The following is a 22,623-nucleotide window of genomic DNA, read 5'->3' on the forward strand; positions in this document are numbered from 1 at the left end:
AACGCAGGGAGTGGAATGCTTAATTACGTTATCAAACGCTTACTGGGGTTGATTCCGACGCTGTTTATCGTCTCGGTACTGGTGTTTTTATTTGTCCACATGTTGCCTGGCGATCCGGCGCGATTGATTGCCGGGCCCGAAGCTGATGCGCAGGTTATAGAACTGGTGCGTCAGCAGCTGGGGCTGGATCAGCCGATGTATCACCAGTTCTGGCACTATATCAGCAATGCTGTGCAGGGGGATTTTGGCCTGTCGATGGTGTCGCGTCGTCCGGTTGCCGATGAGATTGCCAGCCGCTTTATGCCAACGCTGTGGTTGACCATAACCAGTATGGTCTGGGCGGTGATATTTGGTATGGCGGCGGGAATTATCGCCGCCGTCTGGCGTAACCGCTGGCCAGATCGATTGAGCATGACCATCGCAGTGTCGGGGATCTCGTTTCCGGCATTTGCTCTGGGGATGCTTTTGATTCAGGTGTTCTCCGTTGAACTGGGCTGGCTACCTACCGTAGGTGCAGACAGTTGGCAGCACTACATTTTACCCTCCCTGACGCTTGGCGCGGCAGTGGCAGCCGTGATGGCGCGCTTTACCCGCGCGTCGTTTGTCGACGTCTTAAGCGAAGATTATATGCGTACTGCGAGGGCGAAAGGGGTGAGCGAAACCTGGGTTGTCCTCAAACACGGGCTACGCAATGCGATGATTCCGGTTGTGACCATGATGGGCTTACAGTTTGGCTTTTTGCTCGGTGGTTCCATTGTGGTGGAGAAAGTTTTCAACTGGCCCGGACTTGGACGCTTACTCGTTGACTCCGTAGAAATGCGTGATTACCCGGTGATTCAGGCAGAAATTTTGCTTTTCTCGCTGGAATTTATTCTTCTCAACTTAGTGGTGGATGTGCTTTACGCCACCATTAACCCGGCTATCAGGTACAAGTAAGGATGCGACTATTTAACTGGCGACGCCAGGCGGTGTTAAACGCCATGCCACGGGTCAAACCTGACCAGGTACGTACACCGTGGCATGAATTCTGGCGACGATTTCGCCGTCAGCATATGGCGATGACCGCCGCATTGTTCGTTATTTTATTGATTGTGGTGGCCATTTTTGCACGTTGGATCGCCCCCTATGACGCCGAAAATTATTTCGATTATGACAATCTGAATAACGGACCTTCGTTGCAGCACTGGTTTGGCGTCGATTCACTGGGGCGCGACATTTTCAGCCGTGTCCTGATTGGGGCGCAAATCTCGCTGGCGGCGGGCGTGTTTGCCGTGTTTATCGGTGCGGCGATCGGGACGTTGCTGGGCTTGCTGGCGGGATATTATGAAGGCTGGTGGGATCGTCTGATCATGCGCATTTGCGATGTGCTGTTTGCCTTCCCGGGTATTTTGCTGGCTATCGCTGTTGTTGCGGTGTTGGGAAGCGGCATTGCTAACGTGATTATCGCAGTCGCCATTTTTTCCATCCCCGCGTTTGCCCGACTGGTGCGTGGCAACACGCTGGTGTTGAAACAGCAAACCTTTATTGAGTCAGCACGCAGTATTGGTGCCAGCGATATGACCATTTTGTTGCGTCATATCCTGCCTGGGACCGTCTCTTCTATCGTCGTGTTTTTCACCATGCGCATTGGGACCTCGATTATCTCTGCCGCCAGCCTGTCATTTCTCGGCCTCGGTGCGCAGCCGCCGACACCAGAGTGGGGAGTGATGCTCAATGAGGCACGAGCGGATATGGTTATCGCGCCGCATGTCGCTGTTTTTCCGGCCCTGGCTATTTTTCTGACCGTACTGGCGTTCAATTTATTGGGCGACGGTTTGCGCGATGCGCTGGATCCGAAAATTAAAGGATAGTCATGGGAGAATGTTGTTCGACCTCACAAGTTCGCTATTTGCGAACCTTTGAACGGCTGTATAAAAGTAAGAAAATGGCAGGGTGCCGATTAGCTGGCAGTAATACTTTGAAGAGGGGGCTGTTACTCGTGTTCTTCAAACCAAATTTCTGCCTCTGTACGTACGCCTTCATGATGATCATTTAGCATGGTTGTCAGAATGGCGCGAATTTCCGCAGAATCATAGCCTTGCTGATTAATAGCAAATGCTGCCCAGTCGCGAACATCATCATCAGGATCGTGAAGTAACGTGATGAGTGGCGGCAACAGCGTATCATCGCGCAAACAACCGATGGCAAATGAGACGGAGAAGCGGAACGAATTTTGGGGTTTTTATCGCCTAAATGGCGATATAAACTGTCTTTATTCAGTGTTCGGCAATATTCGAATGCCGCAATTTCTTGATTTTGTTTACGACGACGGTAATTTTCGTTCATTTTTTATTTCTATTAGTGGGAATACCGCCCGCATCCGGCAGGCGGCGTAGATTAGTTAAACCCGGCTACCCCACAAATCATACTCATCAGCGTGCTCGACTTTCACTCGCAGGATATCACCCGGCTTAACGTTGGTTTCACCATTGAGATAAACCGCGCCATCGATTTCCGGTGCATCAGCCATGCTGCGACCAATCGCGCCTTCTTCGTCCACTTCGTCGATAATTACCAGAATTTCACGGCCCACTTTCTCTTGCAGACGTTCGGCAGAAATCTGCTGTTGCAGCTGCATGAAGCGATTCCAGCGTTCTTCTTTCACTTCTTCCGGCACTTGATCTGGCAGAGCATTGGCATCTGCACCTTCAACCGGGCTGTATTTAAAGCAGCCAACGCGATCTAGGCGCGCTTCCTTCAGGAAGTCGAGCAACATCTGGAAATCTTCTTCCGTTTCGCCAGGGAAGCCGACAATAAAGGTTGAGCGCAGGGTCAGTTCCGGGCAGATTTCGCGCCACTGTTTGATGCGCGCCAGTTGGCGATCTACAGAACCTGGGCGCTTCATCAGTTTGAGAATGCGCGGGCTGGCGTGCTGCAACGGAATGTCCAGATACGGCAGGATTTTGCCTTCTGCCATCAGTGGGATGACGTCGTCCACATGCGGATAAGGGTAAACGTAGTGCAGACGTGTCCAGATCCCCAGTTTCGATAACTGTTCGCACAGGCTGACCATGCTGGTTTTTACCGGCTCACCGTTGTGGAAGCCAGTACGATGTTTAACATCGACGCCATAGGCAGACGTATCCTGCGAGATCACCAGAATCTCTTTAACGCCCGCATCAACCAGACGTTTTGCTTCACTTAACACTTCGCCAATCGGGCGGCTTACCAGGTCGCCGCGCATAGATGGAATAATGCAGAAGGTGCAGCGGTGATTACAGCCTTCAGAAATTTTCAGATAGGCATAATGACGCGGCGTCAGTTTCACACCTTGTTCTGGCACCAGGCTCAGGAATGGGTTGTGTTTCGGTTTTGGCACGTAGTGATGAACGTGCTCCAGAACCTGCTCATAGCTATGAGGTCCGGTGATTTCCAGCACTTTCGGGTGGACTTCGCGGATCTGATCTTCTTTCGCCCCCAGACAGCCTGTCACAATCACCTTGCCGTTTTCATTCAACGCTTCACCAATGGCTTCCAGTGATTCTTGTACCGCGCTGTCAATAAAGCCGCAGGTGTTGACGATCACCATGTCCGCATCGTCATAGCTCGGTACCACGTCATAACCTTCAGTGCGTAGTTCGGTGAGAATACGCTCTGAATCGACAAGGTTTTTCGGACAGCCAAGGGAAACAAAGCCGATTTTCGGCTGGGGAGTTACTTTGCTCATAGCTTAAAAAATATTCAGTTACAGGAAAGGTCAGGGCAGGGATTCTACAGAGTTCTGGATAAAATTTGTATCGCAATCTCATTCGCTGGCAGAGGCGAAAGAAATGTAAATTTTGTTAATTCAGTGTGAAAAATTGATTCCAGACAGCATTTTGCTCAAATAATAGCCATACTATTTAATTGCAACAAGGCTGCAAAGAGGAGGATCGAAGAATGTTCGTTGACAGACAGCGAATCGATCTGCTGAACCGGTTGATCGACGCACGCGTTGACCTCGCCGCATACGTGCAACTGAGGAAGGCAAAAGGATACATGTCCGTCAGCGAAAGCAATCATCTACGAGATAACGTTTTTAAACTGAATCGCGAACTGCACGATAAATCGCTGCGGTTGAATCTTCATCTGGATCAGGAAGAGTGGAGTGCTCTTCATCATGCTGAAGAAGCATTAACGACAGCCGCAGTATGCTTGATGAGTGGGCATCATGATTGCCCGACAGTTATTACCGTCAACGCCGATAAGCTTGAAAATTGTCTGATGAGCTTAACGCTGAGTATCCAGAGCCTGCAGAAGCACGCCATGCTTGAGAAGGCCTGAAAACAAAGGGGGAGAAGGCGTCTCCCCCTTCATGTTTAAGTTTTTGTAAAAATGAATTTGGTTAGTCCACGCAATTAGCTAACGGGGATCATCACCACTTTGCGCACTGCGGGGCGTTCGGTGAGTTGCTGATACCAGCGTTGCAGATTTGGACGCGGTGTCCAGGTCAGGTCAACGTTAAACAAATTGTAGATGAACGGTGCGATAGCGATATCGCCCACACCAAACTCGTCGCCAGAGAACCATTTTACGTTTGCCAGTTCCGCATCAAGCAGAGCAAACAGTGCGTCGCACTCTTTGCAACTGGCATCAATGACGGCCTGATCGCGCTCTTCCGGTGGTGTTCTGACTATTCCCATCAGGATCCCGCGATGGGCATTACTGAGCGTCTGGTTTGCCCAATCCATCCATTTTTCCGCTTCCGCACGACGTGCCGGTGAGTCGATCCACAGACGTTTTTGCCCGTACTGTGCCACCAGGTAGCGGACAATGGCGTTTGATTCCCAAAGAATGAGATCACTTTCGTCGTCACGCAACAACGGCACCAGCCCGTTAGGATTCATCGCCAGAAAATCAGCATCGTGGTTTACCCCAAACTCACGGCCCGCGAGAATTTGCTCATAAGGTAGTTCCAGTTCTTCGAGCGTCAGCAATACTTTTTTTACGTTGGTTGAATTATTCCGGCCCCACAGCGTAATCATACTCACCCCTTTTCCGACAGGCAGCCACAGGCTGAACAGGACGTTGATGGTGAAGTAAAGTTAACTTTTAAGCAACAGCTGGCAAAAAAATGACGCCAGAAGCAGCGGAGCGGCAGGATATTGCATAAACTTTAAAAACTTTACCAACTTACAGTTTCTTTAAGTTTGTGTGTGCGTTATTAATCACCGAACTTATCATACGGCGATATAACGTATTTTTTTGAATGGATACTCGGGTGGCATTTATGACGCAATACTCCTCTCTCCTTCGTGGTCTTGCAGCGGGTTCTGCATTTTTATTCCTTTTTGCCCCAACAGCATTTGCGGCGGAACAAACCGTTGACGCGCCGAGCGTGGACGCGCGTGCATGGATTTTAATGGATTACGCCAGCGGTAAAGTGCTGGCAGAAGGCAATGCGGATGAGAAACTGGACCCCGCGAGCCTGACCAAAATCATGACCAGCTATGTGGTTGGGCAGGCGCTTAAGGCCGATAAGATTAAACTTACCGATATGGTGACGGTCGGTAAAGATGCCTGGGCGACGGGTAACCCGGCACTGCGTGGTTCATCGGTAATGTTCCTCAAACCGGGCGATCAGGTTTCGGTGGCAGATTTGAACAAAGGTGTGATTATCCAGTCCGGTAATGACGCCTGTATTGCGCTGGCTGATTACGTTGCCGGGAGCCAGGAGTCATTTATTGGTTTGATGAATGGTTATGCCAAAAAACTGGGGCTGACCAACACTACCTTCCAGACGGTGCATGGTCTGGATGCGCCGGGGCAATTCAGTACCGCGCGCGATATGGCATTGCTGGGTAAAGCATTGATCCACGATGTGCCGGAAGAGTACGCCATTCATAAAGAGAAAGAGTTCACCTTCAACAAAATTCGTCAGCCTAACCGTAACCGTCTGCTGTGGAGCAGCAATCTGAATGTTGATGGCATGAAGACAGGAACCACGGCAGGCGCGGGATACAATCTGGTTGCTTCAGCTACCCAGGGCGATATGCGTTTGATCTCCGTAGTGCTGGGGGCGAAAACTGACCGTATCCGTTTTAATGAGTCTGAGAAATTATTGACCTGGGGTTTCCGCTTCTTTGAAACCGTGACGCCAATTAAACCTGATGCCACCTTTGTGACTCAGCGCGTCTGGTTTGGTGATAAGAGCGAAGTGAATCTCGGGGCAGGCGAAGGGGGATCAGTGACCATACCGCGTGGGCAGCTGAAAAACCTGAAAGCGAGTTATACGTTAACGGAACCACAGCTCACCGCACCGCTGAAAAAAGGTCAGGTTGTTGGCACCATTGATTTCCAGCTTAACGGTAAATCCATTGAACGGCGTCCGCTGATCGTGATGGAAAATGTGGAAGAGGGGGGATTCTTTAGTCGGATATGGGACTTCGTGATGATGAAATTCCATCAGTGGTTTGGCAGCTGGTTCTCTTAATCTTGTGATAACCGGATGGCGTGGAAACGTCATCCGGTTATACGCCATTAATACATCAGCTTAATACGCTGCGTCTGCGCGTACTTCACATACTCGTCTTCCGGGCAACAATCGCTCACCACAATATCAAAGCGTTTCAGGTCACCCATGCGTGCCGGACGCACCTTGCCAAATTTACTGTGGTCGACAACCAGCACATGCTTTTGCGCCATCGACATCGCCCAGTGTTTTATCGGCAACTCTTCAAGATTAAAACAGGTCGCGCCCTTACTGACATGCACGCCCGCCGCAGAATAAAAAGCGATATCCGGGCAAAAATTATTCAGTGTTTGCTGAAAATCGATGGGTTTGAAAATGGCGTTGCTGGCGTGAAATTCACCACCACACAGAAACGCGCGGCAATGGGGTTTCTCTTTCAGCGCCAGAAAGGTATTTAGCGAATAACAAACGGCGGTGAAAGAGATTTCATTATCAATCGCTTCAATAATCCACGGTGTGGTGGTGCCACAGTCAAAAAAGAGGGTTTGATCGGGTTCTACCAGCGTCGCAGCCAGTTTTGCCGCCCGGCGTTTTTCTTCTACCAGGCGGGATTTTTGATCGCTTAACAGATAATGGCTGGCGCTACGCGGTTCCAGAACAATATAGCCGCCGAGCAAAACGACGGGCGCTCTGTGGTTGTTCAGATCGCGACGAATCGTCATCTCCGAAACCCCAAGCAGGGCGGCGGCATCTTTAAGACGTAACTTATCGCTGCGTTTTAATTCTTGCAGCAGCTGCCCGATACGCTCTTCGCGACGTGTTTCCATAATCCCTCTGAATAGTTATTGAAGCGAGCCGCTTAATACTACACTTTTTAACAGAGATCAGTCACGCACCCAGCCTTTGCGGATTGGTAATGCAAAACAGAAGCGATACCATGATTGCAGACGTTGATAGAGTTTATGCCCCATCACTTGCCAGATAATCTGGGCGCTAAGGCAGCCAATCATACCTGCCAGCAATCCCCCGAGCATATCCAGCGGCCAGTGCACGCCAAGATAAACGCGCGACCAGGCAATGACGACAGCCAGCACCATTAAAAGGGAACCGGACCACAGGTGATGCCAGCATAAAAATGCCAGTGCAAAGGTGAAAATCACCGTACCGTGATCGCTCGGAAATGAGTCATCCGCCGCATGATGCAGGAAGTTATAGCCGATATTCTCGACAAAGGGCCGGTCGTGCGGAAAAATATGCCCCATCGTCCAGGACACAAACAGGCTGAGCGCCAGCGCGATAGCGGTTTTTATCACCAGTTGCCGTTGTGCTGTAAGCCCCCACAGCCAAAGTACCGCAGCTAACAGGGGCACCACGGTAATCAAATCTTTAGCAATAAAAATCGCCAACGAGATCATCCACGGCGCAGAGTCTGGCGTCGCGTTAATCAGAGAGAACAGAGAGAGATTCAAATTTTCCAGCATAACTTCCCGACGCAAAGTGATGAAAAGGGGGCCAATACAGGCAAGTCGTTGAGAATAAAGTGCAGGTTAAACCGGGTAAAGCGGCATCGTCTTATTTCCCTCAAGCGGCCCTGTTTACGATGGGGGATTGTAACGGACATAGGTTAAATAAAACTTAAAGAAAGCGTAGCTATACTCGCAATAATGTAAGAATGTACTTAACCGTAGTTTTAGCTACAAAATTTGCTTTCTCGTTAGCTGCGCTTTTATTAAACTTTGCGCGATTATTATTGGCGAAGAAATTGCATGCAAAATAGATTAGCTTCCGGTGCCAGACTTGGACGTCAGGCGTTACTTTTCCCTCTCTGTCTGGTGCTTTACGAATTTTCAACCTATATCGGCAACGATATGATTCAACCCGGCATGTTGGCCGTGGTGGAACAATATCAGGCGGGAATTGATTGGGTTCCTACTTCGATGACCGCGTATCTGGCGGGCGGGATGTTTTTACAATGGCTACTGGGGCCGCTGTCGGATCGTATTGGTCGCCGTCCGGTGATGCTGGCGGGCGTGGTGTGGTTTATCGTCACCTGTCTGGCAATATTACTGGCGCAAAACATTGAACAATTCACCCTGTTGCGCTTCTTGCAGGGCATAAGCCTCTGTTTCATTGGCGCTGTGGGATACGCCGCAATTCAGGAGTCCTTCGAAGAGGCGGTTTGTATCAAGATCACCGCGCTGATGGCGAACGTGGCGCTGATTGCTCCGCTACTCGGTCCGCTGGTGGGCGCGGCGTGGATCCATGTGCTGCCCTGGGAAGGGATGTTTGTCTTGTTTGCTGCATTGGCCGCGATCGCCTTTTTCGGCCTGCAACGTGCCATGCCAGAAACCGCCACGCGTATAGGCGAGAAATTGTCGCTGAAAGAGCTCGGTCGTGACTATAAGCTGGTGCTGAAGAATGGTCGCTTTGTGGCGGGGGCGCTGGCTCTGGGATTCGTTAGCCTGCCGTTGCTGGCGTGGATCGCCCAGTCGCCGATTATCATCATTACCGGCGAACAGTTGAGCAGCTATGAATATGGCTTGCTGCAAGTGCCTATTTTTGGGGCGTTAATTGCGGGTAACTTGCTGTTAGCGCGTCTGACCTCGCGCCGCACCGTACGTTCGCTGATTATTATGGGCGGCTGGCCGATTATGATTGGTCTGTTGGTCGCTACTGCGGCAACGGTTATCTCATCGCACGCGTATTTATGGATGACTGCCGGGTTAAGTATTTATGCTTTCGGTATTGGCCTGGCGAATGCGGGGCTGGTGCGATTAACCCTGTTTGCCAGCGATATGAGTAAAGGTACGGTTTCTGCGGCGATGGGAATGTTACAAATGCTGATCTTTACCGTCGGTATTGAAATCAGCAAACATGCCTGGCTGAACGGGGGCAACGGCCTGTTTAATCTCTTCAACCTTGCCAACGGAATTTTGTGGCTGCTGCTGATGTTTATCTTTTTAAAAGATAAACAGATGGGAAGTTCGCACGAAGGGTAAAAAAATGCCTGATTGCTTTGTGCGATCAGGCATTTTCGAATTAATGGTGATGGTCGTCAATCTGGTGTTCGATAACCATCCCTTCACCTACGCTGGCAAGATGGCGAACGTACGGATGCGGGCGGTAAGCCGGAGCTGGCGCAGGAGCCACATAGACGGTTTGCGGCACGGTCGCGACGCTGACCGCTTGTGGCACGCTGACTGAATCAGGAACCACAACCACTTTGTATCCACTCGGCACATCGACGGTGACACTTTGCGCCATCGCCACTCCAGTAAAGCCCATCAAAAGCGCGCCCAACAGTAGACAATTTTTCATAATCATTTCACCTGAAATAATGCAGCGGGTTAATTTCCGCGAATTATGCAGCCTTCATTCAGGCATTGTGTTGCCGGGCGTGCTGCCGTTTTTATTGGTTAAATGGCGCTTCGTGTTTAAGAACTTTATCAATCACATCCAGTACGCCTTCACGATTATTGGAGCCAGCTCGGTATTTTGCCGCTGCGACGACCGCGTTGCCGGCATTTTCCATTGCAAAACTAAAGCCTGCCTGACGTAGCATCTCAATATCGTTACCGCCATCGCCAAAGACCACCACTTCGCTGTCGTCTATTCCCCATAATTTCTGGAGTTGGCGAAGGCCATTGGCTTTATGTACGCCGGGGATAATCAGATCGATGCTGCCGTTGCCGGTGTGGACCGGCACCATAATATCGCCGATGGCTTCATGTAATGCTTTTTGCACTTGTGGAATCAGTTCATCGGAAAGATTCAGGCCAAACTTAAAGAAGATATCTTCTAAATTGTCAAAGTTATCGACGTATTCCAGACGGTGATAATACATTTCCGCTACCGTTTTCATGGCTTCGTCATATTTTTTGAGGGTATAGGCGCTATTTTTTCCGCAGGCAATAATTTCCACTTCCGGGCGCGTCAGCAAATGTTCCACGACAGTAGCAAACGCATCCTTCGACAGCTCGCCATTAAAAACATCTTTGCCTTCGCTTACTACCCAACCGCCGTTTTCTGCCACAAAGGCAATTTCATTAGCAATTTCAGGGAAAAAAGAGATCAACTGATAATATTGATTCCCGCTGGCGACCACAAAGCGAATGCCTTGTGCTTTCATCTGCTGATACTGAGCCATAAACCGCTCACGGTTATAGGTTTTTTGATCGCTTAAGAAAGTACCATCCATGTCTACCGCAATTAATTTAATGCTCATCAACTATTCTCCATCGCCGTCTGCGTTTTGGTATCGGGTTTGGCGACAGCTTTCGCGACAATTGCCGCGAGAATAACCAGCGCCAGTACAACCAGCATTGCACTACGTAATCCATAATGTTCGCCGAGATAGCCCAGCAGCGGCGGCCCGACGAGAAAAGCGAGATAACCGGTCGTTGCTACCACGCTGACGCGGGTCGGCGCATCGGGGCCGGTATCGCTGGCGGCTGAAATGGTCAGCGGGAAGCCCAGCGAGGCACCCAGTCCCCAAAGTACAACAGACACTCCTGCGACCCAGGCGCTATCGATAAAAATAATTAGCCCAATACCCAACGCGCCCATTAGCGCACTGGCCCGAACTACGGCAACGCGACTGTAACGGTCGATGAACCAACCGCCGGTGAAGCGTCCAACGGTCATCCCCAGGGTAAAACCGGCATAAATCAGCGAGCCAGAAGTGGGGCTAAAACCGTGACCATCAACCATTAATAAGGGTAACCAGTCGTTGGCAGAACCTTCGGCAAAGGCCATCGCCAGCACTACAACACCAATCAACAGCAACTGGATATCGCGATAAAAAGGGACGCCTTTTTCGCCATGCTGCGTGCCATCGGCAGCATTTTTGCCCGTACCGTCAGGGATTGCCTGAATGGCGATATAAATAGGCGCGATGCCTACCAGCGCCGCCAATAAAATGTGCACCGTTGCCGGAACGCCAAAGGCCGTCAGAGCCATCCCGACCCCAGCGCCTGCCAGCGTGCCCAGGCTATAAAAACCGTGCATCATCGGCAAAACCGTCTTATTCATTTCTTGCTCAACGGCGGCACCTTCAACGTTTATCGCCACTTCCGCAGAACCAAAACTTGCCCCAAAGACGCCGAGACCAACGGCAAAGAGCACGGGCGATGTCAACCAGAGCGCCAGGCTTAATATCATCATCCCAATCAATGCGCAGGACATTGTGACCTGGATGACCTTACGCGTCCCAAAGCGTTTCACTAACCACGCTGAGCAGAGAATACCGCTCATCGAACCGATCGACAGGCCAAAGAGGACACCCCCCATTTCAGCGATCGAGACAGAAAGAATATCGCGGATAGCAGGCGTACGGGTTGCCCAGGACGCCATTAACAGGCCCGGCAAAAAGAAGAACATAAACAACGCCCAGGTTCGGCGTTTCAATACATTACGTGAAGAATTTACGGTCATAGATCACGTCAAAAAGGAAGAGGGGAGACAACCTTAGCAAGGTTGTGTACATTTGTACACAATTACAGAGAGAGGAAATGACATGCGTCGCGCTAACGATCCGCAACGGCGAGAAAAAATCATCCAGGCCACGCTGGAGGCGGTGAAACTTTACGGAATACATGCTGTTACGCACCGCAAAATTGCTACCCTTGCCGGGGTGCCGTTGGGATCGATGACCTACTATTTTTCAGGAATTGATGAGTTGCTGCTGGAGGCGTTCAGCAGTTTTACCGAGATCATGTCCCGGCAATATCAGGCATTTTTTAGCGACGTCAGTGATGCAACAGGCGCATGCCAGGCTATCACCGAGATGATCTACAGCTCGCAGGTTGCAACGCCGGATAACATGGAGCTGATGTATCAGCTCTACGCGCTGGCTAGTCGAAAACCGCTATTAAAAACGGTAATGCAAAACTGGATGCAGCGTAGTCAGCAAACGCTCGAACAATGGTTTGATCCCGGAACTGCCCGCGCGCTTGATGCGTTTATTGAGGGAATGACGCTGCATTTTGTTACCGACCGTAAGCCGCTATCGCGTGAGGAGATTTTGAGGATGGTTGAGAGGGTTGCAGGGTAGTAGTAGATAAATTTCAGGCAACAAAAAACCCATTTATGTAAACGGGTTAATTAAAACAATAAGTTAGATTAAAAACAATAAGTTAGGTTGGTGGTCAGTGGTGGTTATTACGGGGTAATGCCAACCGCTGCCGCCACTTTGTCGCCACTTGGCAGCGTTGCCAGAGGATTGAAACGGAGCGCCGTTTCCAGATGATCCGGTGCCAGATGTGCGTAACGCATAGTCATTTTTATATCGTGGTGTCCGAGAATTTTTTGTAAGGCCAGAATGTTTCCACCCGACATCATGAAGTGCGCCGCAAACGTATGGCGCAGAACGTGTGTGAGTTGACCGCGAGGGAGCACGATAGACGTTTTTTCCATCACGGATAAAAATTGAAAATAGCAGTCTGTGAAGAAATTGAACCCATCAAGCGCCATGATCTCTTCGTAAAGCTCTTTACTGATAGGGATGCTTCTGTTTTTCTTCCCCTTCGTTCTGACAAAGGTAATTCGGTATTTGGTCACCTGTGAGCGGGTAAGATTTACGGCTTCACGCCAGCGTGCGCCTGTGCTTAAGCATATCTTAACTACCAGTGCCAGAATTGGGTCCTGACGTTTGCAATCAGCCAGCAATTCAACAATCTGCTCATGGGTAAGCCATGCCATCTCTTTTTCTGCGATGGTGAATTTTCGCATGTTCTCCAGTGGGTTCGGATACGACCATTCGCCCAGACGGGATAGTTCGCTAAAAACACTACTTAGATAGCTTTGCTCCAGGTTAATGGTGACCGGGCTTGCTCCTTTCTTCCATTTCTCGCTGAAGTAGATCTCGCCTGTCAGGCGTTTATCTCGATAGTGGGCAAACATTTTAGAGGTGAGATCGGTTGCAAGAGGATTGCCTAGAGCGTCAACCATCAGCAGCAATTTGTCATAGACATGCTGTCCAGCAGTCAGAGATTTACCATGTAGTTTGAACCATAGCTCAACCACGTCTTTCAGGGTTCGACGATCCACTGATTCGCCCAGCCAGGGCTTTGATTCGGTTTCTTCCATCGTGTGACGCTCAAAAGCCAGAGCTTCGCCTTTGGTGGCGAATTGTTTACGCACACGACGCCCACTTCGTCCGGCGGGGTAACATTCGCAAAGCCATTTCCCTGTGGTGAGTTTTCGTACTGCCATAAAAAATGCCCTCCAGTAGAGAGCATTTTTACTGTATGTATAACCAGTGTCAATGTATGAAATCCTACGACCATACATCTCACTGAAGCCATAATGAAGTTGGCTATTCTTTTTGCTATGTGAGCATGTAACTTTTGCGGTTAACCTGCGGCTCATTTTTATTTTAGACGCAGATATAAAAACAAAAGTTATCGTGAGTTTTTAGTACAGATTTTTTTGGATTTACTAATAGTTCCATCATTGCAAACGAATTTGCCATCTGAGGTACAGTGAGAAACACCTCCCTTTTTCCCTGAGCAGGGATAATTTCTAGCATAGGTAGTTAGTGGGTTTAATAACAAAGAACATGACAAAACCACAAAAAATACCTTACCAAGCATAGTTTCCTCCCGGTACTATTTAACATACTTGACTGTTAAACTTATAATTTTACCAATTATTTCAATGTCTTCTATCTTGCATTCGAAGGCTCTGTTTCCACCCTCGACGAAGATTCTTCCACCGGGTAAACGAGTAATGTCACGGATCGTTATTTCGCCATCAATACTTATTACCCATTTACCATCACGTATATCATCAAATTCTTTATCACAAATAAATTCAGAATTGTTATCTGTGATGACAAAAGGTTTTTTAAACGTAGAGGGTAGAAATCCCTTATCAAAAATATAAAAACCGTCTTTCTGCAATGCTCCATCAGACAATAAATATTTTTCTACTTCTATAGTATTTGTATTTGCTGATGCTTGCTTTGAACCATGCCCTGTTGTTAGCCAATTAAGCGAGGTGCCCGTTTCAAGGGCGCACTGGATTACCCAATCTGCTGGAAAAATATCACGCATATAGCGCGTTGCCATGGTGCTCTTAGAAACACCTAAATGATCACAGAGAGCCTGACGAGTACCGAACCCATATGCTTCAACTAAACGTTCTATGGCTTTCTTACCGCCGCTATTGAAATCCACAAGTCCTCCAAAGAAATCCAAAATTCGTTGACAGATTCCAAAAGCGATCTTAAAGTTGAACCAGAAGTGTTCTTTTGGAGCCTTCACTACTAATCACGACAAACAACGGCTCGCCACAAGCCATATCTAGAAGGAATGTTGCCTTATGACACCTAACATTTCAATTACTCTGAATACACCACATGTCACAATCGAACGTTATAGCGAACTGACTGGCCTTTCTATTGATACGATTAACGACATGTTGGCTGATGGCCGACTACCTCGTCATCGTCTTCGTAAAGACAAAAAACGTGAAAAGGTAATGATTAACCTGGCTGCTCTGACTGTTGATGCTTTGTCTGCTTAATAGACGTCTATTTTCGCAATAAGACGCTGAGTTCGATTTTGCGATAAGTTCGGAGTTGAAAACCATGTTTGATTACCAAGTTTCCAAACATCCACATTTTGATGAAGCCTGTCGTGCATTCGCACTGCGCCACAATCTGGTGCAACTGGCAGAACGTGCGGGCATGAATGTGCAGATTCTGCGGAACAAGCTGAACCCAGCTCAACCTCATTTATTAACCGCACCAGAAATCTGGCTGCTTACCGATCTGACTGAAGATTCAACGTTGGTAGATGGTTTTCTGGCACAGATTCATTGTCTGCCATGTGTACCGATTAATGAGGTAGCAAAAGAGAAACTGCCACATTACGTCATGAGTGCAACCGCAGAGATCGGGCGTGTTGCTGCAGGTGCGGTATCTGGCGATGTAAAAACCAGTGCAGGTCGTCGTGATGCTATCAGCAGCATTAACTCTGTAACACGACTGATGGCGCTGGCGGCTGTTTCATTGCAGGCCCGTTTACAGGCTAATCCTGCGATGGCGAGTGCAGTTGATACCGTGACTGGCCTCGGTGCTTCATTCGGTTTGCTGTGAGGTGCTTATGCTGACGAAAGAACCATCATTTGCATCGCTGCTGGTAAAACAAAGCCCGGCAATGCACTACGGTCACGGCTGGATCATGGGTGAGGATGGTAAACGCTGGCATCCGTGCCGTTCACAAGATGAATTGCTGTCTGAATTGACCACGGGGAAACGGAGAAAGTCAAAATGTATGCAGCGGAAAGTGAAGTGGTTTATCAGTTTCGTTACAGAGGGGAGAGTTATTCAGTACCTGAAGATGATTTGCTCTGTTGTTATCCGTCGTTGTCGGGCGATGGCAGTTACTTTTTCACGCTAAAGGATGGGACGTTTTTACGGGGAGAGCAGGTTAAAGAGACGATACGAAAAAATGTATCTCCTCTTGAACGTTACCGTAAGAACAAAGAACGATAGTTGCGTTTTGGGGATATGAATTATGGCAATTAATGGCGCTGCGGCGACTGTTCCATTAAGCCCCGGTGAACGCCTGAATGGACTTAATCACATTGCGGAGTTAAGGGCGAAAGTTTTTGGCCTGAATATTGAGTCAGAGCTTGAGCGGTTTATTAAAGATATGCGTGATCCACGGGATATCAATAGCGAACAAAATAAACGGGCACTGGCTGCCATATTCTTTATGGCAAAAATTCCAGCTGAACGTCATAGCATCAGCATTAATGAGCTGACCACTGACGAAAAGCGGGAGTTGATTAAAGCAATGAATCATTTTCGTGCAGTGGTGAGCTTATTTCCCAGACGGCTAACCATGCCGAATTAACCAGCTAATGAAATTAATGGCGTAAACCCGCCGGGCATCCCTTTATCTAAATTCAGGAGAATTGATTATGCGTAATATTGAAACCCTCACGACTAAAACCGGACCGGATGACGCAGGGCTTAATATTTTACTGACAGAGGCTCGTCTGGAAGAACGCCGGGCAAGGGCTGAAGCAATGGCTGCCCGCCTTGATAGTCTTGCGTGTCATATCACATCCCGCCAGCTAAACCACGTCGAAGCGGCAGAACTGCTGCGTGTGACCGCTGAAGCAATCCAGAACGAAGCGCAGGAGATCCACTAATGGCTGATGCAATGGATCTCGTACAGCAGCGCGTTGAAGAAGAACGCCAGCGCCATATCCGTGCTGCCCGTGCCAAAACACCGGGCGTGTCTCGCGTGCTTTGCATTGAATGTGAAGCGCCAATTCCGCCAGCACGCCGCCGCGCCATTCCAGGAGTGCAGCTTTGCATTACCTGTCAGGAAATCGCAGAGCTGAAAGGCAAACATTACAACGGAGGTGCTGTATGACAGGGGCTGTGCGTATCCATCAATTAAAAATTGCACCTAAGTATTTCAACGCTGTGGTTGCAGGTCAAAAGACGGCTGAACTTCGTAAAGACGATCGTGGCTATAAAGTTGGTGATGTTCTTTCTCTTTGCGAATGGAAGCATGGCGTATTTACGGGTAGGGAATGGGCCGCGGTTATCTCTCATGTGCTTCCGGTTAATGACGTCATGGCAGTTTCAGAACAATGGGTGATGCTATCAATTCGCTCATTAACCCCATTAGAAGCTTTAGGATATGTTATTGCAGGAGGTGCTGTATGAGCACCATCCTGAAATGGGCGGGTAATAAAACCACCATTATGTCCGAACTGAAAAAATACCTTCCTGCTGGCACGCGACTGGTTGAACCTTTCGCGGGTTCTTGTGCTGTGATGATGGAGACGGATTACCCCAGCTATCTGGTTGCGGATATTAATCCTGATTTAATCAACCTCTATAAAAAGGTTGCTGCTGATTGTGAGGCGTTTATATCTCGTGCCAGAGCTTTATTTGAGGAAGCAAACAGAGAGGTGGCTTATTACAACATAAGGCAGGAGTTTAATTACTCCACTGAAATTACTGATTTCATGAAAGCGGTATATTTTCTGTATCTCAATCGTCATGGTTACCGTGGGCTATGTCGCTATAACAAGAGCGGGTATTTCAACATTCCCTACGGTAATTATAAAAATCCGTATTTCCCTGAAAAAGAAATTCGCGCATTTGCAGAGAAAGCCCAGCGGGCAACGTTTATCTGCGCCAGCTTTGATGAAACGCTGGCGATGTTGAAGGCGGGGGATGTGGTGTATTGCGATCCGCCTTATGACGGTACGTTTTCCGGCTATCACACTGATGGCTTCACTGAAGATGACCAGTATCACCTGGCATCCGTTCTTGAACATCGATCATCTGAAGGTCATCCGGTCATTGTTTCTAACAGTGACACATCCCTGATCCGTTCGCTGTATCGCAATTTTACTCACCACTACATCAAGGCAAAACGCAGCATCGGCGTGGCAGCTGGTGAGAGTAAATCTGCAACAGAAATCATCGCTGTTTCCGGGCCGCGCTGCTGGGTAGGATTTGATCCTTCGCGTGGCGTGGATTGTTCCGTCGTGTACGGAGTGCGTGCATGAGCCATGCTGATATGAACAACTGCAGCGGCTTTAACGAGGTCGCCGCAGCATTCTCATGGAACAGCCCGAAAAAGGCCATTAACCCTTATCTGGACCCGGCGGAAGTTGCGCCGGTTTCTGCGCTTTCAAACCTGATCACTCTGTACGCTGCCGATAACGAGCAGGAACAACTGCGCCGCGAGGCACTGAGTGATCAGGTCTGGGAGCGTTATTTCTTTAATGAATCCCGTGATCCTGTCCAACGCGAAATGGAGCAGGATAAGCTAATTAGCCGGGCAAAGCTGGCGCATGAGCAGCAGCGTTTTAATCCAGACATGGCCATTCTGGCGGACGTCAACGCCCAGCCTTCCCATATCAGCAAGCCGCTGATGCAACGTATTAAATACTTCAGCAGCCTGGGCAGGCCAAAGGCTTATTCCCGCTATTTGCGTGAGACGATTAAGCCATGCTTGGAACGACTGGAGCATGTACGCGACAGTCAGCTATCCACTTCTTTTCGCTTTATGGCAAGCCATGAAGGGCTGGACGGCCTGCTGATCCTGCCTGAAATGAGTCAGGATCAGGTGAAACGCCTGTCCACCTTGGTAGCTGCGCATATGAGCATGTGCCTTGATACAGCTTGTGGCGATTTGTATGCCACCGATGATGTTACGCCAGAAGAAATCCGCAAGACATGGGAAAAGGTGGCAGCGGAAACCCTGCGTCTGGATGTTATCCCGCCTGCGTTTGAGCAACTCTGTCGGAAAAGAAACCGCCGTAAACCCGTGCCTTATGAACTCATTCCGGGTTCGCTGGCGCGTATGTTATGCGCCGACTGGTGGTATCGGAAATTATGGAAGATGCGTTGCGAATGGCGGGAAGAGCAGTTGCGTGCTGTTTGCCTGGTCAGCAAAAAAGCATCTCCCTATGTCAGCTATGAAGCCGTGATGCATAAACGTGAGCAGCGCCGTAAGTCGCTGGAGTTTTTCCGTTCTCATGAACTGGTGAACGAAGACGGCGACACGCTGGATATGGAAGACGTGGTAAACGCCAGCAGCAGCAACCCTGCGCATCGCCGCAATGAGATGATGGCCTGTGTTAAAGGTCTGGAGCTTATCGCGGAAATGCGTGGTGACTGCGCCGTTTTCTACACCATCACCTGTCCGTCACGTTTCCATTCCACGCTAAATAACGGCAGGCCCAACCCGACCTGGACAAATGCGACGGTAAGACAAAGCAGTGATTATCTGGTCGGTATGTTTGCTGCATTTCGTAAGGCTATGCACAAAGCCGGGTTGCGCTGGTATGGCGTGCGGGTGGCTGAGCCGCATCATGACGGCACAGTTCACTGGCACCTGTTGTGTTTCATGCGCAAAAAAGACCGCCGCGCCATTACTGCATTGTTGCGTAAGTTTGCCATCCGTGAAGACCGCGAGGAGCTGGGCAATAACACGGGGCCGCGCTTTAAGTCTGAGCTGATAAACCCGCGCAAAGGAACGCCGACAAGCTACATTGCGAAATATATCAGTAAGAATATTGACGGGCGTGGTCTGGCTGGCGAGATCAGTAAGGAAACGGGTAAATCCCTGCGTGATAACGCTGAATACGTTAATGCCTGGGCGTCTCTGCATCGTGTTCAGCAATTCCGCTTCTTTGGCATTCCGGGGCGTCAGGCTTACCGTGAACTGCGATTGCTGGCTGGTCAGGCGGCAAGGCAACAGGGTGACAAAAAAGCAGGTGCGCCGGTACTGGATAACCCGCGCCTTGATGCCATCCTGGCTGCTGCTGATGCTGGTTGTTTTGCCACCTACATCATGAAGCAGGGCGGCGTACTGGTTCCCCGCAAATATCACCTCATCAGAACCGCTTATGAAATCAACGAAGAGCCAACCGCCTATGGCGATCACGGTATTCGTATTTATGGCATCTGGTCACCCATTGCAGAGGGCAAGATCTGCACTCATGCAGTGAAGTGGAAAATGGTTCGTAAGGCCGTTGACGTTCAGGAGGCGGCAGCCGACCAGGGCGCTTGCGCCCCTTGGACTCGTGGCAATAACTGTCCCCTTGCGGAAAATTTGAACCAACAGGAGAAAGATAAATCAGCTGATGGGGACACCAGAACGGACATTACCCGCATGGATGACAAGGAGTTGCACGATTACCTGCACAGTATGAGCAAAAAAGAGCGCCGGGAACTGGCAGCAAGGTTACGCCTGGTGAAGCCGAAACGGCGTAGAGACTACAAACAGCGAATTACAGACCATCAACGACAGCAGCTCGTCTATGAACTGAAGTCCAGAGGATTTGATGGCAGCGAGAAAGAGGTCGATTTACTCCTTCGCGGTGGCAGTATTCCGTCAGGAGCAGGCCTGCGTATCTTCTATCGGAACCAGCGTTTGCAGGAAGATGATAAGTGGCGGAATCTGTATTAATTACGCGGGTTAACAATTCGTGCTCTTAATAATACCAGGCATATCAGGCTGATGAACGTAAAAAAACGTTTTACATCAGTAAGATTATTATATACTGTAAATATAAACAGTGGTTATGTATACAGTATTGCTTTGGTGTCATAGGAGGAAAGATGCAGGACTATTTTTTGGAGTCTTTGAAGCTCCAGCGCATTGATTTTTTTCTTAAGCTTGTAGCGGCTAGTGAGTGTAGTGATGAAGAGAAGGGGCTGGCCCTGCAGTGGGTTTCTGAACTGACAGATGAACTCATGGCAAAAATCAGAACCCACGAATACAACCGCTCAATGGATGTCATCAGCTGAGGTGACTTTTATGCGCATTGAAATAATGATCGATAAAGAGCAGAAGATTAGCCAGTCTACACTGGACGCCCTTGAATCCGAGCTTTACCGCAATCTGCGCCCCCTGTATCCCAAAACGGTAATTCGTATCCGCAAAGGTAGCTCTAACGGTGTGGAACTGACCGGACTGCAACTGGACGAAGAAAGAAAACAAGTGATGAAAATTATGCAGAAGGTGTGGGAAGACGACAGCTGGCTGCATTAAGAAACGTTGCTGGCGTCTGAACTTGTTTCTGGCGTCAGCAAGGTTGAACAACGAGCCCTTGCGAGGCGTTAGCTCTGTAGTGCATGTCTATGCCGCATGAGATCGCATGATCGTTTGAGGATCGTTTTTGCTAAGGCCCGCCAGAACTGGCGGGCTTTTGCGTAGATCATGCAGGTGCATGAAAACCACTACATAAAGCGGGCAGGCGTGGCGGGGATACGAGCGCGCGTTGTGGCTTGCAGCGGTGATTCTTTACATTGTGTTATCTTGAATTTATTGTAGCATTTTCGTAACAAACTAAGGTTCTTCGATTGCATAGATAGGAAAAAGTGTTTGTTTGTTAGTCACTGCTTGATTACACTCGTCTACTCTTGAAGTAGACGATAGGTATTCGCTAGCACTTTAGGGTAATCAAACAACCTGTAAAGAGAGGATTATTGTGCAGGTAGTTCATATAGGGTTTCATAACTGCCTTAATCGTGGCAGTTATGAGACGATACGGCAAAGCGTACCCTTTTTAAGCCGTTCAGGCCCTAAACAATGGTTAACTCAAGGTTACTATTTTTGGACTGATGACCCATACTGGGCTCATCAGTGGAACGAAGGTCATGATACGGTCATTAGTGAATTTTCTATCACCTTTGATTCAAAGGATGAGTTGCTTGATTTGGTTGGAAATGCTCGAGATATCAGGCAATTTGAAGCTATGCGTCAGAAAGTTGCCAGTACTTTGACTCGAATGAGCGCCTTGCATATCACAGTCAATCAGGTCATTAGCTTTTTTAGAGAGCTCGAGCAATCTGATGATTTTAAAGGCGTATTTCCATATGCTGCTGTTAAGGCACAAGATAGTACGAAAGTGTCTAATCTTATAAGACTTAACTTTGTAGATGAGCGCCCAGAACAGATGGTTTCATTTACCCGTCAGCAAATGTGTGTTTATGAACATGCTCGAGGTAAGATAGAGTTTAGAAGATTTATCTTTCCAGAGCATTTCTGTGAGAAGGATTAAGGAGGAAAAATGCTTTCCTTTGAACAAAGAATGGCCTTACTTAACAAGGCATTACAGCAGTATACTCCTGAGTCGCTTTATGAAAAATTAAGCTCGTACCCGGCTTATGGACCAACAATCGTAAGCTACGAGCTTCCAAGCTCCGAAGGGTTCATTACATTGAGACCACGTCTGATCAATCATGCTGCTGAACGTTCAGTGGATTTCTTTTCAGATGATACTGAATTGGATTTAGCGGCCTGACGATGAAACTAAGATTACGGGATAATACTGTTACTCGACTGTTGTTTGTCGATGCTGAAGGGCGCAAAATCGAATCTGGTTTTGCGCTTCGATTTAAGCCCATTTTTGATGAAAATCCGCGCGAATTTTCAGTATTGTTTGATTTTTATTACATTACTGAGAATGATCGGGCATTACGAGTCGAGTTTCAAAGTGTTTTTGAAACAGATAAAGACATTGACGATTCTTTTAAAGAATCGAAGTTTCCAGTTGTTAATGCTCCTGCGATATCGTTCCCGTTTTTACGTTCGTTTGTTGCCAATTTTTTGATGACAAGTGGGTATACACCGATCCTGCTTCCTAGCTTTAACTTTACAACTTTTGAACAGGATATCGGGAAGTTTCCTAACTGAGAAAAG

31 protein-coding genes and 2 pseudogenes are annotated in these 22,623 nt (G+C 48.7%); 22 read left to right on the forward strand and 11 right to left on the reverse strand.

Annotated elements, in window-relative coordinates; all coding sequences use genetic code 11:
- Positions 1-15 precede the first annotated feature (15 nt).
- Positions 16-936, forward strand: coding sequence for a glutathione ABC transporter permease GsiC (gene gsiC, locus A7090_RS06050; RefSeq protein WP_105273361.1), 921 nt, complete (start codon positions 16-18; stop codon positions 934-936).
- A 2-nt stretch (positions 937-938) separates the two neighbouring features.
- Positions 939-1,850, forward strand: a complete 912-nt coding sequence (gene gsiD, locus A7090_RS06055; RefSeq protein WP_105273362.1) for a glutathione ABC transporter permease GsiD — start codon at positions 939-941, stop codon at positions 1,848-1,850.
- Positions 1,851-1,972: 122 nt separating this feature from the next.
- Here the strand turns inward: gsiD and A7090_RS26440 are convergent, their stop codons facing one another.
- Both A7090_RS26440 and rimO read right to left on the reverse strand, forming a co-directional pair.
- Entirely contained in the window at positions 1,973-2,155 is a 183-nt protein-coding gene (locus A7090_RS26440) for a HEAT repeat domain-containing protein (protein ID WP_240245888.1), read from the reverse strand.
- Positions 2,156-2,380: 225 nt separating this feature from the next.
- Positions 2,381-3,706, reverse strand: a complete 1,326-nt coding sequence (gene rimO / locus A7090_RS06065; RefSeq protein ID WP_000049367.1) for a 30S ribosomal protein S12 methylthiotransferase RimO — start codon at positions 3,704-3,706, stop codon at positions 2,381-2,383.
- Between the two features lie 212 nt (positions 3,707-3,918).
- Between rimO and bssR the strand changes: the two genes are divergently transcribed.
- Positions 3,919-4,302, forward strand: coding sequence for a biofilm formation regulator BssR (bssR, locus tag A7090_RS06070; RefSeq protein WP_105273363.1), 384 nt, complete (start codon positions 3,919-3,921; stop codon positions 4,300-4,302).
- Between the two features lie 74 nt (positions 4,303-4,376).
- Here the strand turns inward: bssR and gstB are convergent, their stop codons facing one another.
- Positions 4,377-5,003, reverse strand: coding sequence for a glutathione S-transferase GstB (gene gstB, locus A7090_RS06075; RefSeq protein ID WP_105273364.1), 627 nt, complete (start codon positions 5,001-5,003; stop codon positions 4,377-4,379).
- A gap of 245 nt (positions 5,004-5,248) precedes the next feature.
- On the opposite strand from gstB, the gene dacC reads away from it, so the two are divergent.
- Entirely contained in the window at positions 5,249-6,451 is a 1,203-nt protein-coding gene (dacC, locus tag A7090_RS06080) for a serine-type D-Ala-D-Ala carboxypeptidase (RefSeq protein WP_105273406.1), read from the forward strand.
- A gap of 47 nt (positions 6,452-6,498) precedes the next feature.
- Here the strand turns inward: dacC and deoR are convergent, their stop codons facing one another.
- On the reverse strand, positions 6,499-7,257 hold the full coding sequence (gene deoR / locus A7090_RS06085; RefSeq protein ID WP_105273365.1) for a DNA-binding transcriptional repressor DeoR: 759 nt from the start codon (positions 7,255-7,257) through the stop codon (positions 6,499-6,501).
- A gap of 57 nt (positions 7,258-7,314) precedes the next feature.
- Positions 7,315-7,911, reverse strand: coding sequence for an undecaprenyl-diphosphate phosphatase (gene ybjG / locus A7090_RS06090; protein WP_105273366.1), 597 nt, complete (start codon positions 7,909-7,911; stop codon positions 7,315-7,317).
- A gap of 285 nt (positions 7,912-8,196) precedes the next feature.
- On the opposite strand from ybjG, the gene mdfA reads away from it, so the two are divergent.
- The gene (gene mdfA / locus A7090_RS06095; RefSeq protein WP_105273367.1) at positions 8,197-9,429 is read left to right on the forward strand and encodes a multidrug efflux MFS transporter MdfA; all 1,233 of its coding nucleotides are present in this window, start codon (positions 8,197-8,199) and stop codon (positions 9,427-9,429) included.
- A gap of 40 nt (positions 9,430-9,469) precedes the next feature.
- Here mdfA and ybjH read toward each other — a convergent pair whose 3' ends face one another.
- From ybjH to A7090_RS06110, 3 genes are all read right to left on the reverse strand, one after another.
- Positions 9,470-9,754 carry a protein YbjH gene (gene ybjH / locus A7090_RS06100; protein WP_000605480.1) on the reverse strand — a complete coding sequence of 95 codons (285 nt, stop codon included), beginning with the start codon at positions 9,752-9,754 and terminating at the stop codon, positions 9,470-9,472.
- Positions 9,755-9,839: 85 nt separating this feature from the next.
- The gene (ybjI, locus tag A7090_RS06105) at positions 9,840-10,655 is read right to left on the reverse strand and encodes a 5-amino-6-(5-phospho-D-ribitylamino)uracil phosphatase (protein ID WP_105273368.1); all 816 of its coding nucleotides are present in this window, start codon (positions 10,653-10,655) and stop codon (positions 9,840-9,842) included.
- Positions 10,655-11,863: an MFS transporter gene (locus A7090_RS06110; RefSeq protein ID WP_105273369.1), complete on the reverse strand. Its 1,209-nt coding sequence runs from the start codon at positions 11,861-11,863 to the stop codon at positions 10,655-10,657. The genes ybjI and A7090_RS06110 overlap by 1 nt, the downstream gene beginning before the upstream one ends.
- Positions 11,864-11,945: 82 nt before the next feature.
- On the opposite strand from A7090_RS06110, the gene rcdA reads away from it, so the two are divergent.
- Positions 11,946-12,482 carry a DNA-binding transcriptional regulator RcdA gene (gene rcdA, locus A7090_RS06115; protein WP_105273370.1) on the forward strand — a complete coding sequence of 179 codons (537 nt, stop codon included), beginning with the start codon at positions 11,946-11,948 and terminating at the stop codon, positions 12,480-12,482.
- Between the two features lie 107 nt (positions 12,483-12,589).
- On the opposite strand, the gene A7090_RS26990 is transcribed toward rcdA, so the two are convergent.
- The 3 genes from A7090_RS26990 to A7090_RS06130 form a co-directional block, all read right to left on the reverse strand.
- The gene (locus A7090_RS26990; protein WP_000290950.1) at positions 12,590-13,642 is read right to left on the reverse strand and encodes a phage integrase; all 1,053 of its coding nucleotides are present in this window, start codon (positions 13,640-13,642) and stop codon (positions 12,590-12,592) included.
- A gap of 188 nt (positions 13,643-13,830) precedes the next feature.
- The gene (locus A7090_RS06125) at positions 13,831-14,022 is read right to left on the reverse strand and encodes a YdcA family protein (protein WP_000900883.1); all 192 of its coding nucleotides are present in this window, start codon (positions 14,020-14,022) and stop codon (positions 13,831-13,833) included.
- 15 nt (positions 14,023-14,037) lie between these two features.
- A complete protein-coding gene (locus tag A7090_RS06130; RefSeq protein WP_001346406.1) occupies positions 14,038-14,607 on the reverse strand; it encodes a phage repressor protein CI in 570 nt (189 codons plus the stop codon).
- 145 nt (positions 14,608-14,752) lie between these two features.
- On the opposite strand from A7090_RS06130, the gene A7090_RS06135 reads away from it, so the two are divergent.
- From A7090_RS06135 to A7090_RS06205, 16 genes and pseudogenes are all read left to right on the forward strand, one after another.
- A complete protein-coding gene (locus tag A7090_RS06135; RefSeq protein ID WP_000188450.1) occupies positions 14,753-14,956 on the forward strand; it encodes a hypothetical protein in 204 nt (67 codons plus the stop codon).
- A 64-nt stretch (positions 14,957-15,020) separates the two neighbouring features.
- Positions 15,021-15,530: a phage regulatory CII family protein gene (locus A7090_RS06140; protein ID WP_000460893.1), complete on the forward strand. Its 510-nt coding sequence runs from the start codon at positions 15,021-15,023 to the stop codon at positions 15,528-15,530.
- A 7-nt stretch (positions 15,531-15,537) separates the two neighbouring features.
- Positions 15,538-15,693: pseudogene (locus A7090_RS26455) on the forward strand (phage filamentation protein Fil family protein); the annotation flags it as partial.
- Positions 15,694-15,704: 11 nt separating this feature from the next.
- Positions 15,705-15,929 carry a hypothetical protein gene (locus tag A7090_RS27110; protein WP_001374083.1) on the forward strand — a complete coding sequence of 75 codons (225 nt, stop codon included), beginning with the start codon at positions 15,705-15,707 and terminating at the stop codon, positions 15,927-15,929.
- Positions 15,930-15,951: 22 nt separating this feature from the next.
- Positions 15,952-16,293: a DUF5347 domain-containing protein gene (locus A7090_RS06150; protein WP_001747374.1), complete on the forward strand. Its 342-nt coding sequence runs from the start codon at positions 15,952-15,954 to the stop codon at positions 16,291-16,293.
- A 67-nt stretch (positions 16,294-16,360) separates the two neighbouring features.
- A complete protein-coding gene (locus A7090_RS06155) occupies positions 16,361-16,594 on the forward strand; it encodes a DUF2732 family protein (protein ID WP_001244228.1) in 234 nt (77 codons plus the stop codon).
- Positions 16,594-16,821 (forward strand): TraR/DksA family transcriptional regulator, encoded by a 228-nt coding sequence (locus tag A7090_RS06160; protein ID WP_000752613.1) that lies wholly within the window; start codon positions 16,594-16,596, stop codon positions 16,819-16,821. The genes A7090_RS06155 and A7090_RS06160 overlap by 1 nt, the downstream gene beginning before the upstream one ends.
- Positions 16,818-17,120, forward strand: a complete 303-nt coding sequence (locus A7090_RS06165) for a DUF3850 domain-containing protein (RefSeq protein ID WP_000145290.1) — start codon at positions 16,818-16,820, stop codon at positions 17,118-17,120. Before A7090_RS06160 ends, A7090_RS06165 begins: the two co-directional genes overlap by 4 nt.
- Complete coding sequence (locus tag A7090_RS06170) at positions 17,117-17,974, forward strand: DNA adenine methylase (RefSeq protein WP_032291301.1); 858 nt, start codon at positions 17,117-17,119, stop codon at positions 17,972-17,974. Before A7090_RS06165 ends, A7090_RS06170 begins: the two co-directional genes overlap by 4 nt.
- Positions 17,971-20,385, forward strand: a complete 2,415-nt coding sequence (locus A7090_RS06175; protein ID WP_105273371.1) for a replication endonuclease — start codon at positions 17,971-17,973, stop codon at positions 20,383-20,385. The genes A7090_RS06170 and A7090_RS06175 overlap by 4 nt, the downstream gene beginning before the upstream one ends.
- Positions 20,386-20,537: 152 nt before the next feature.
- The gene (locus A7090_RS06180) at positions 20,538-20,726 is read left to right on the forward strand and encodes a hypothetical protein (protein WP_001154434.1); all 189 of its coding nucleotides are present in this window, start codon (positions 20,538-20,540) and stop codon (positions 20,724-20,726) included.
- A gap of 10 nt (positions 20,727-20,736) precedes the next feature.
- Complete coding sequence (locus A7090_RS06185; protein ID WP_001217575.1) at positions 20,737-20,970, forward strand: DinI-like family protein; 234 nt, start codon at positions 20,737-20,739, stop codon at positions 20,968-20,970.
- A gap of 96 nt (positions 20,971-21,066) precedes the next feature.
- Positions 21,067-21,252, forward strand: a pseudogene (locus tag A7090_RS27115) (hypothetical protein).
- Between the two features lie 157 nt (positions 21,253-21,409).
- Complete coding sequence (locus tag A7090_RS06195; RefSeq protein WP_061089969.1) at positions 21,410-21,982, forward strand: hypothetical protein; 573 nt, start codon at positions 21,410-21,412, stop codon at positions 21,980-21,982.
- A gap of 9 nt (positions 21,983-21,991) precedes the next feature.
- The gene (locus tag A7090_RS06200; protein WP_061089970.1) at positions 21,992-22,225 is read left to right on the forward strand and encodes a hypothetical protein; all 234 of its coding nucleotides are present in this window, start codon (positions 21,992-21,994) and stop codon (positions 22,223-22,225) included.
- Between the two features lie 2 nt (positions 22,226-22,227).
- Complete coding sequence (locus A7090_RS06205; protein ID WP_061089971.1) at positions 22,228-22,617, forward strand: protein-export chaperone SecB; 390 nt, start codon at positions 22,228-22,230, stop codon at positions 22,615-22,617.
- The last annotated feature ends 6 nt before the right edge of the window (positions 22,618-22,623 follow it).

It is taken from the genome of Escherichia sp. MOD1-EC7003 (assembly GCF_002965065.1).
In the GTDB taxonomy this organism is placed as follows: Bacteria; Pseudomonadota; Gammaproteobacteria; order Enterobacterales; family Enterobacteriaceae; genus Escherichia.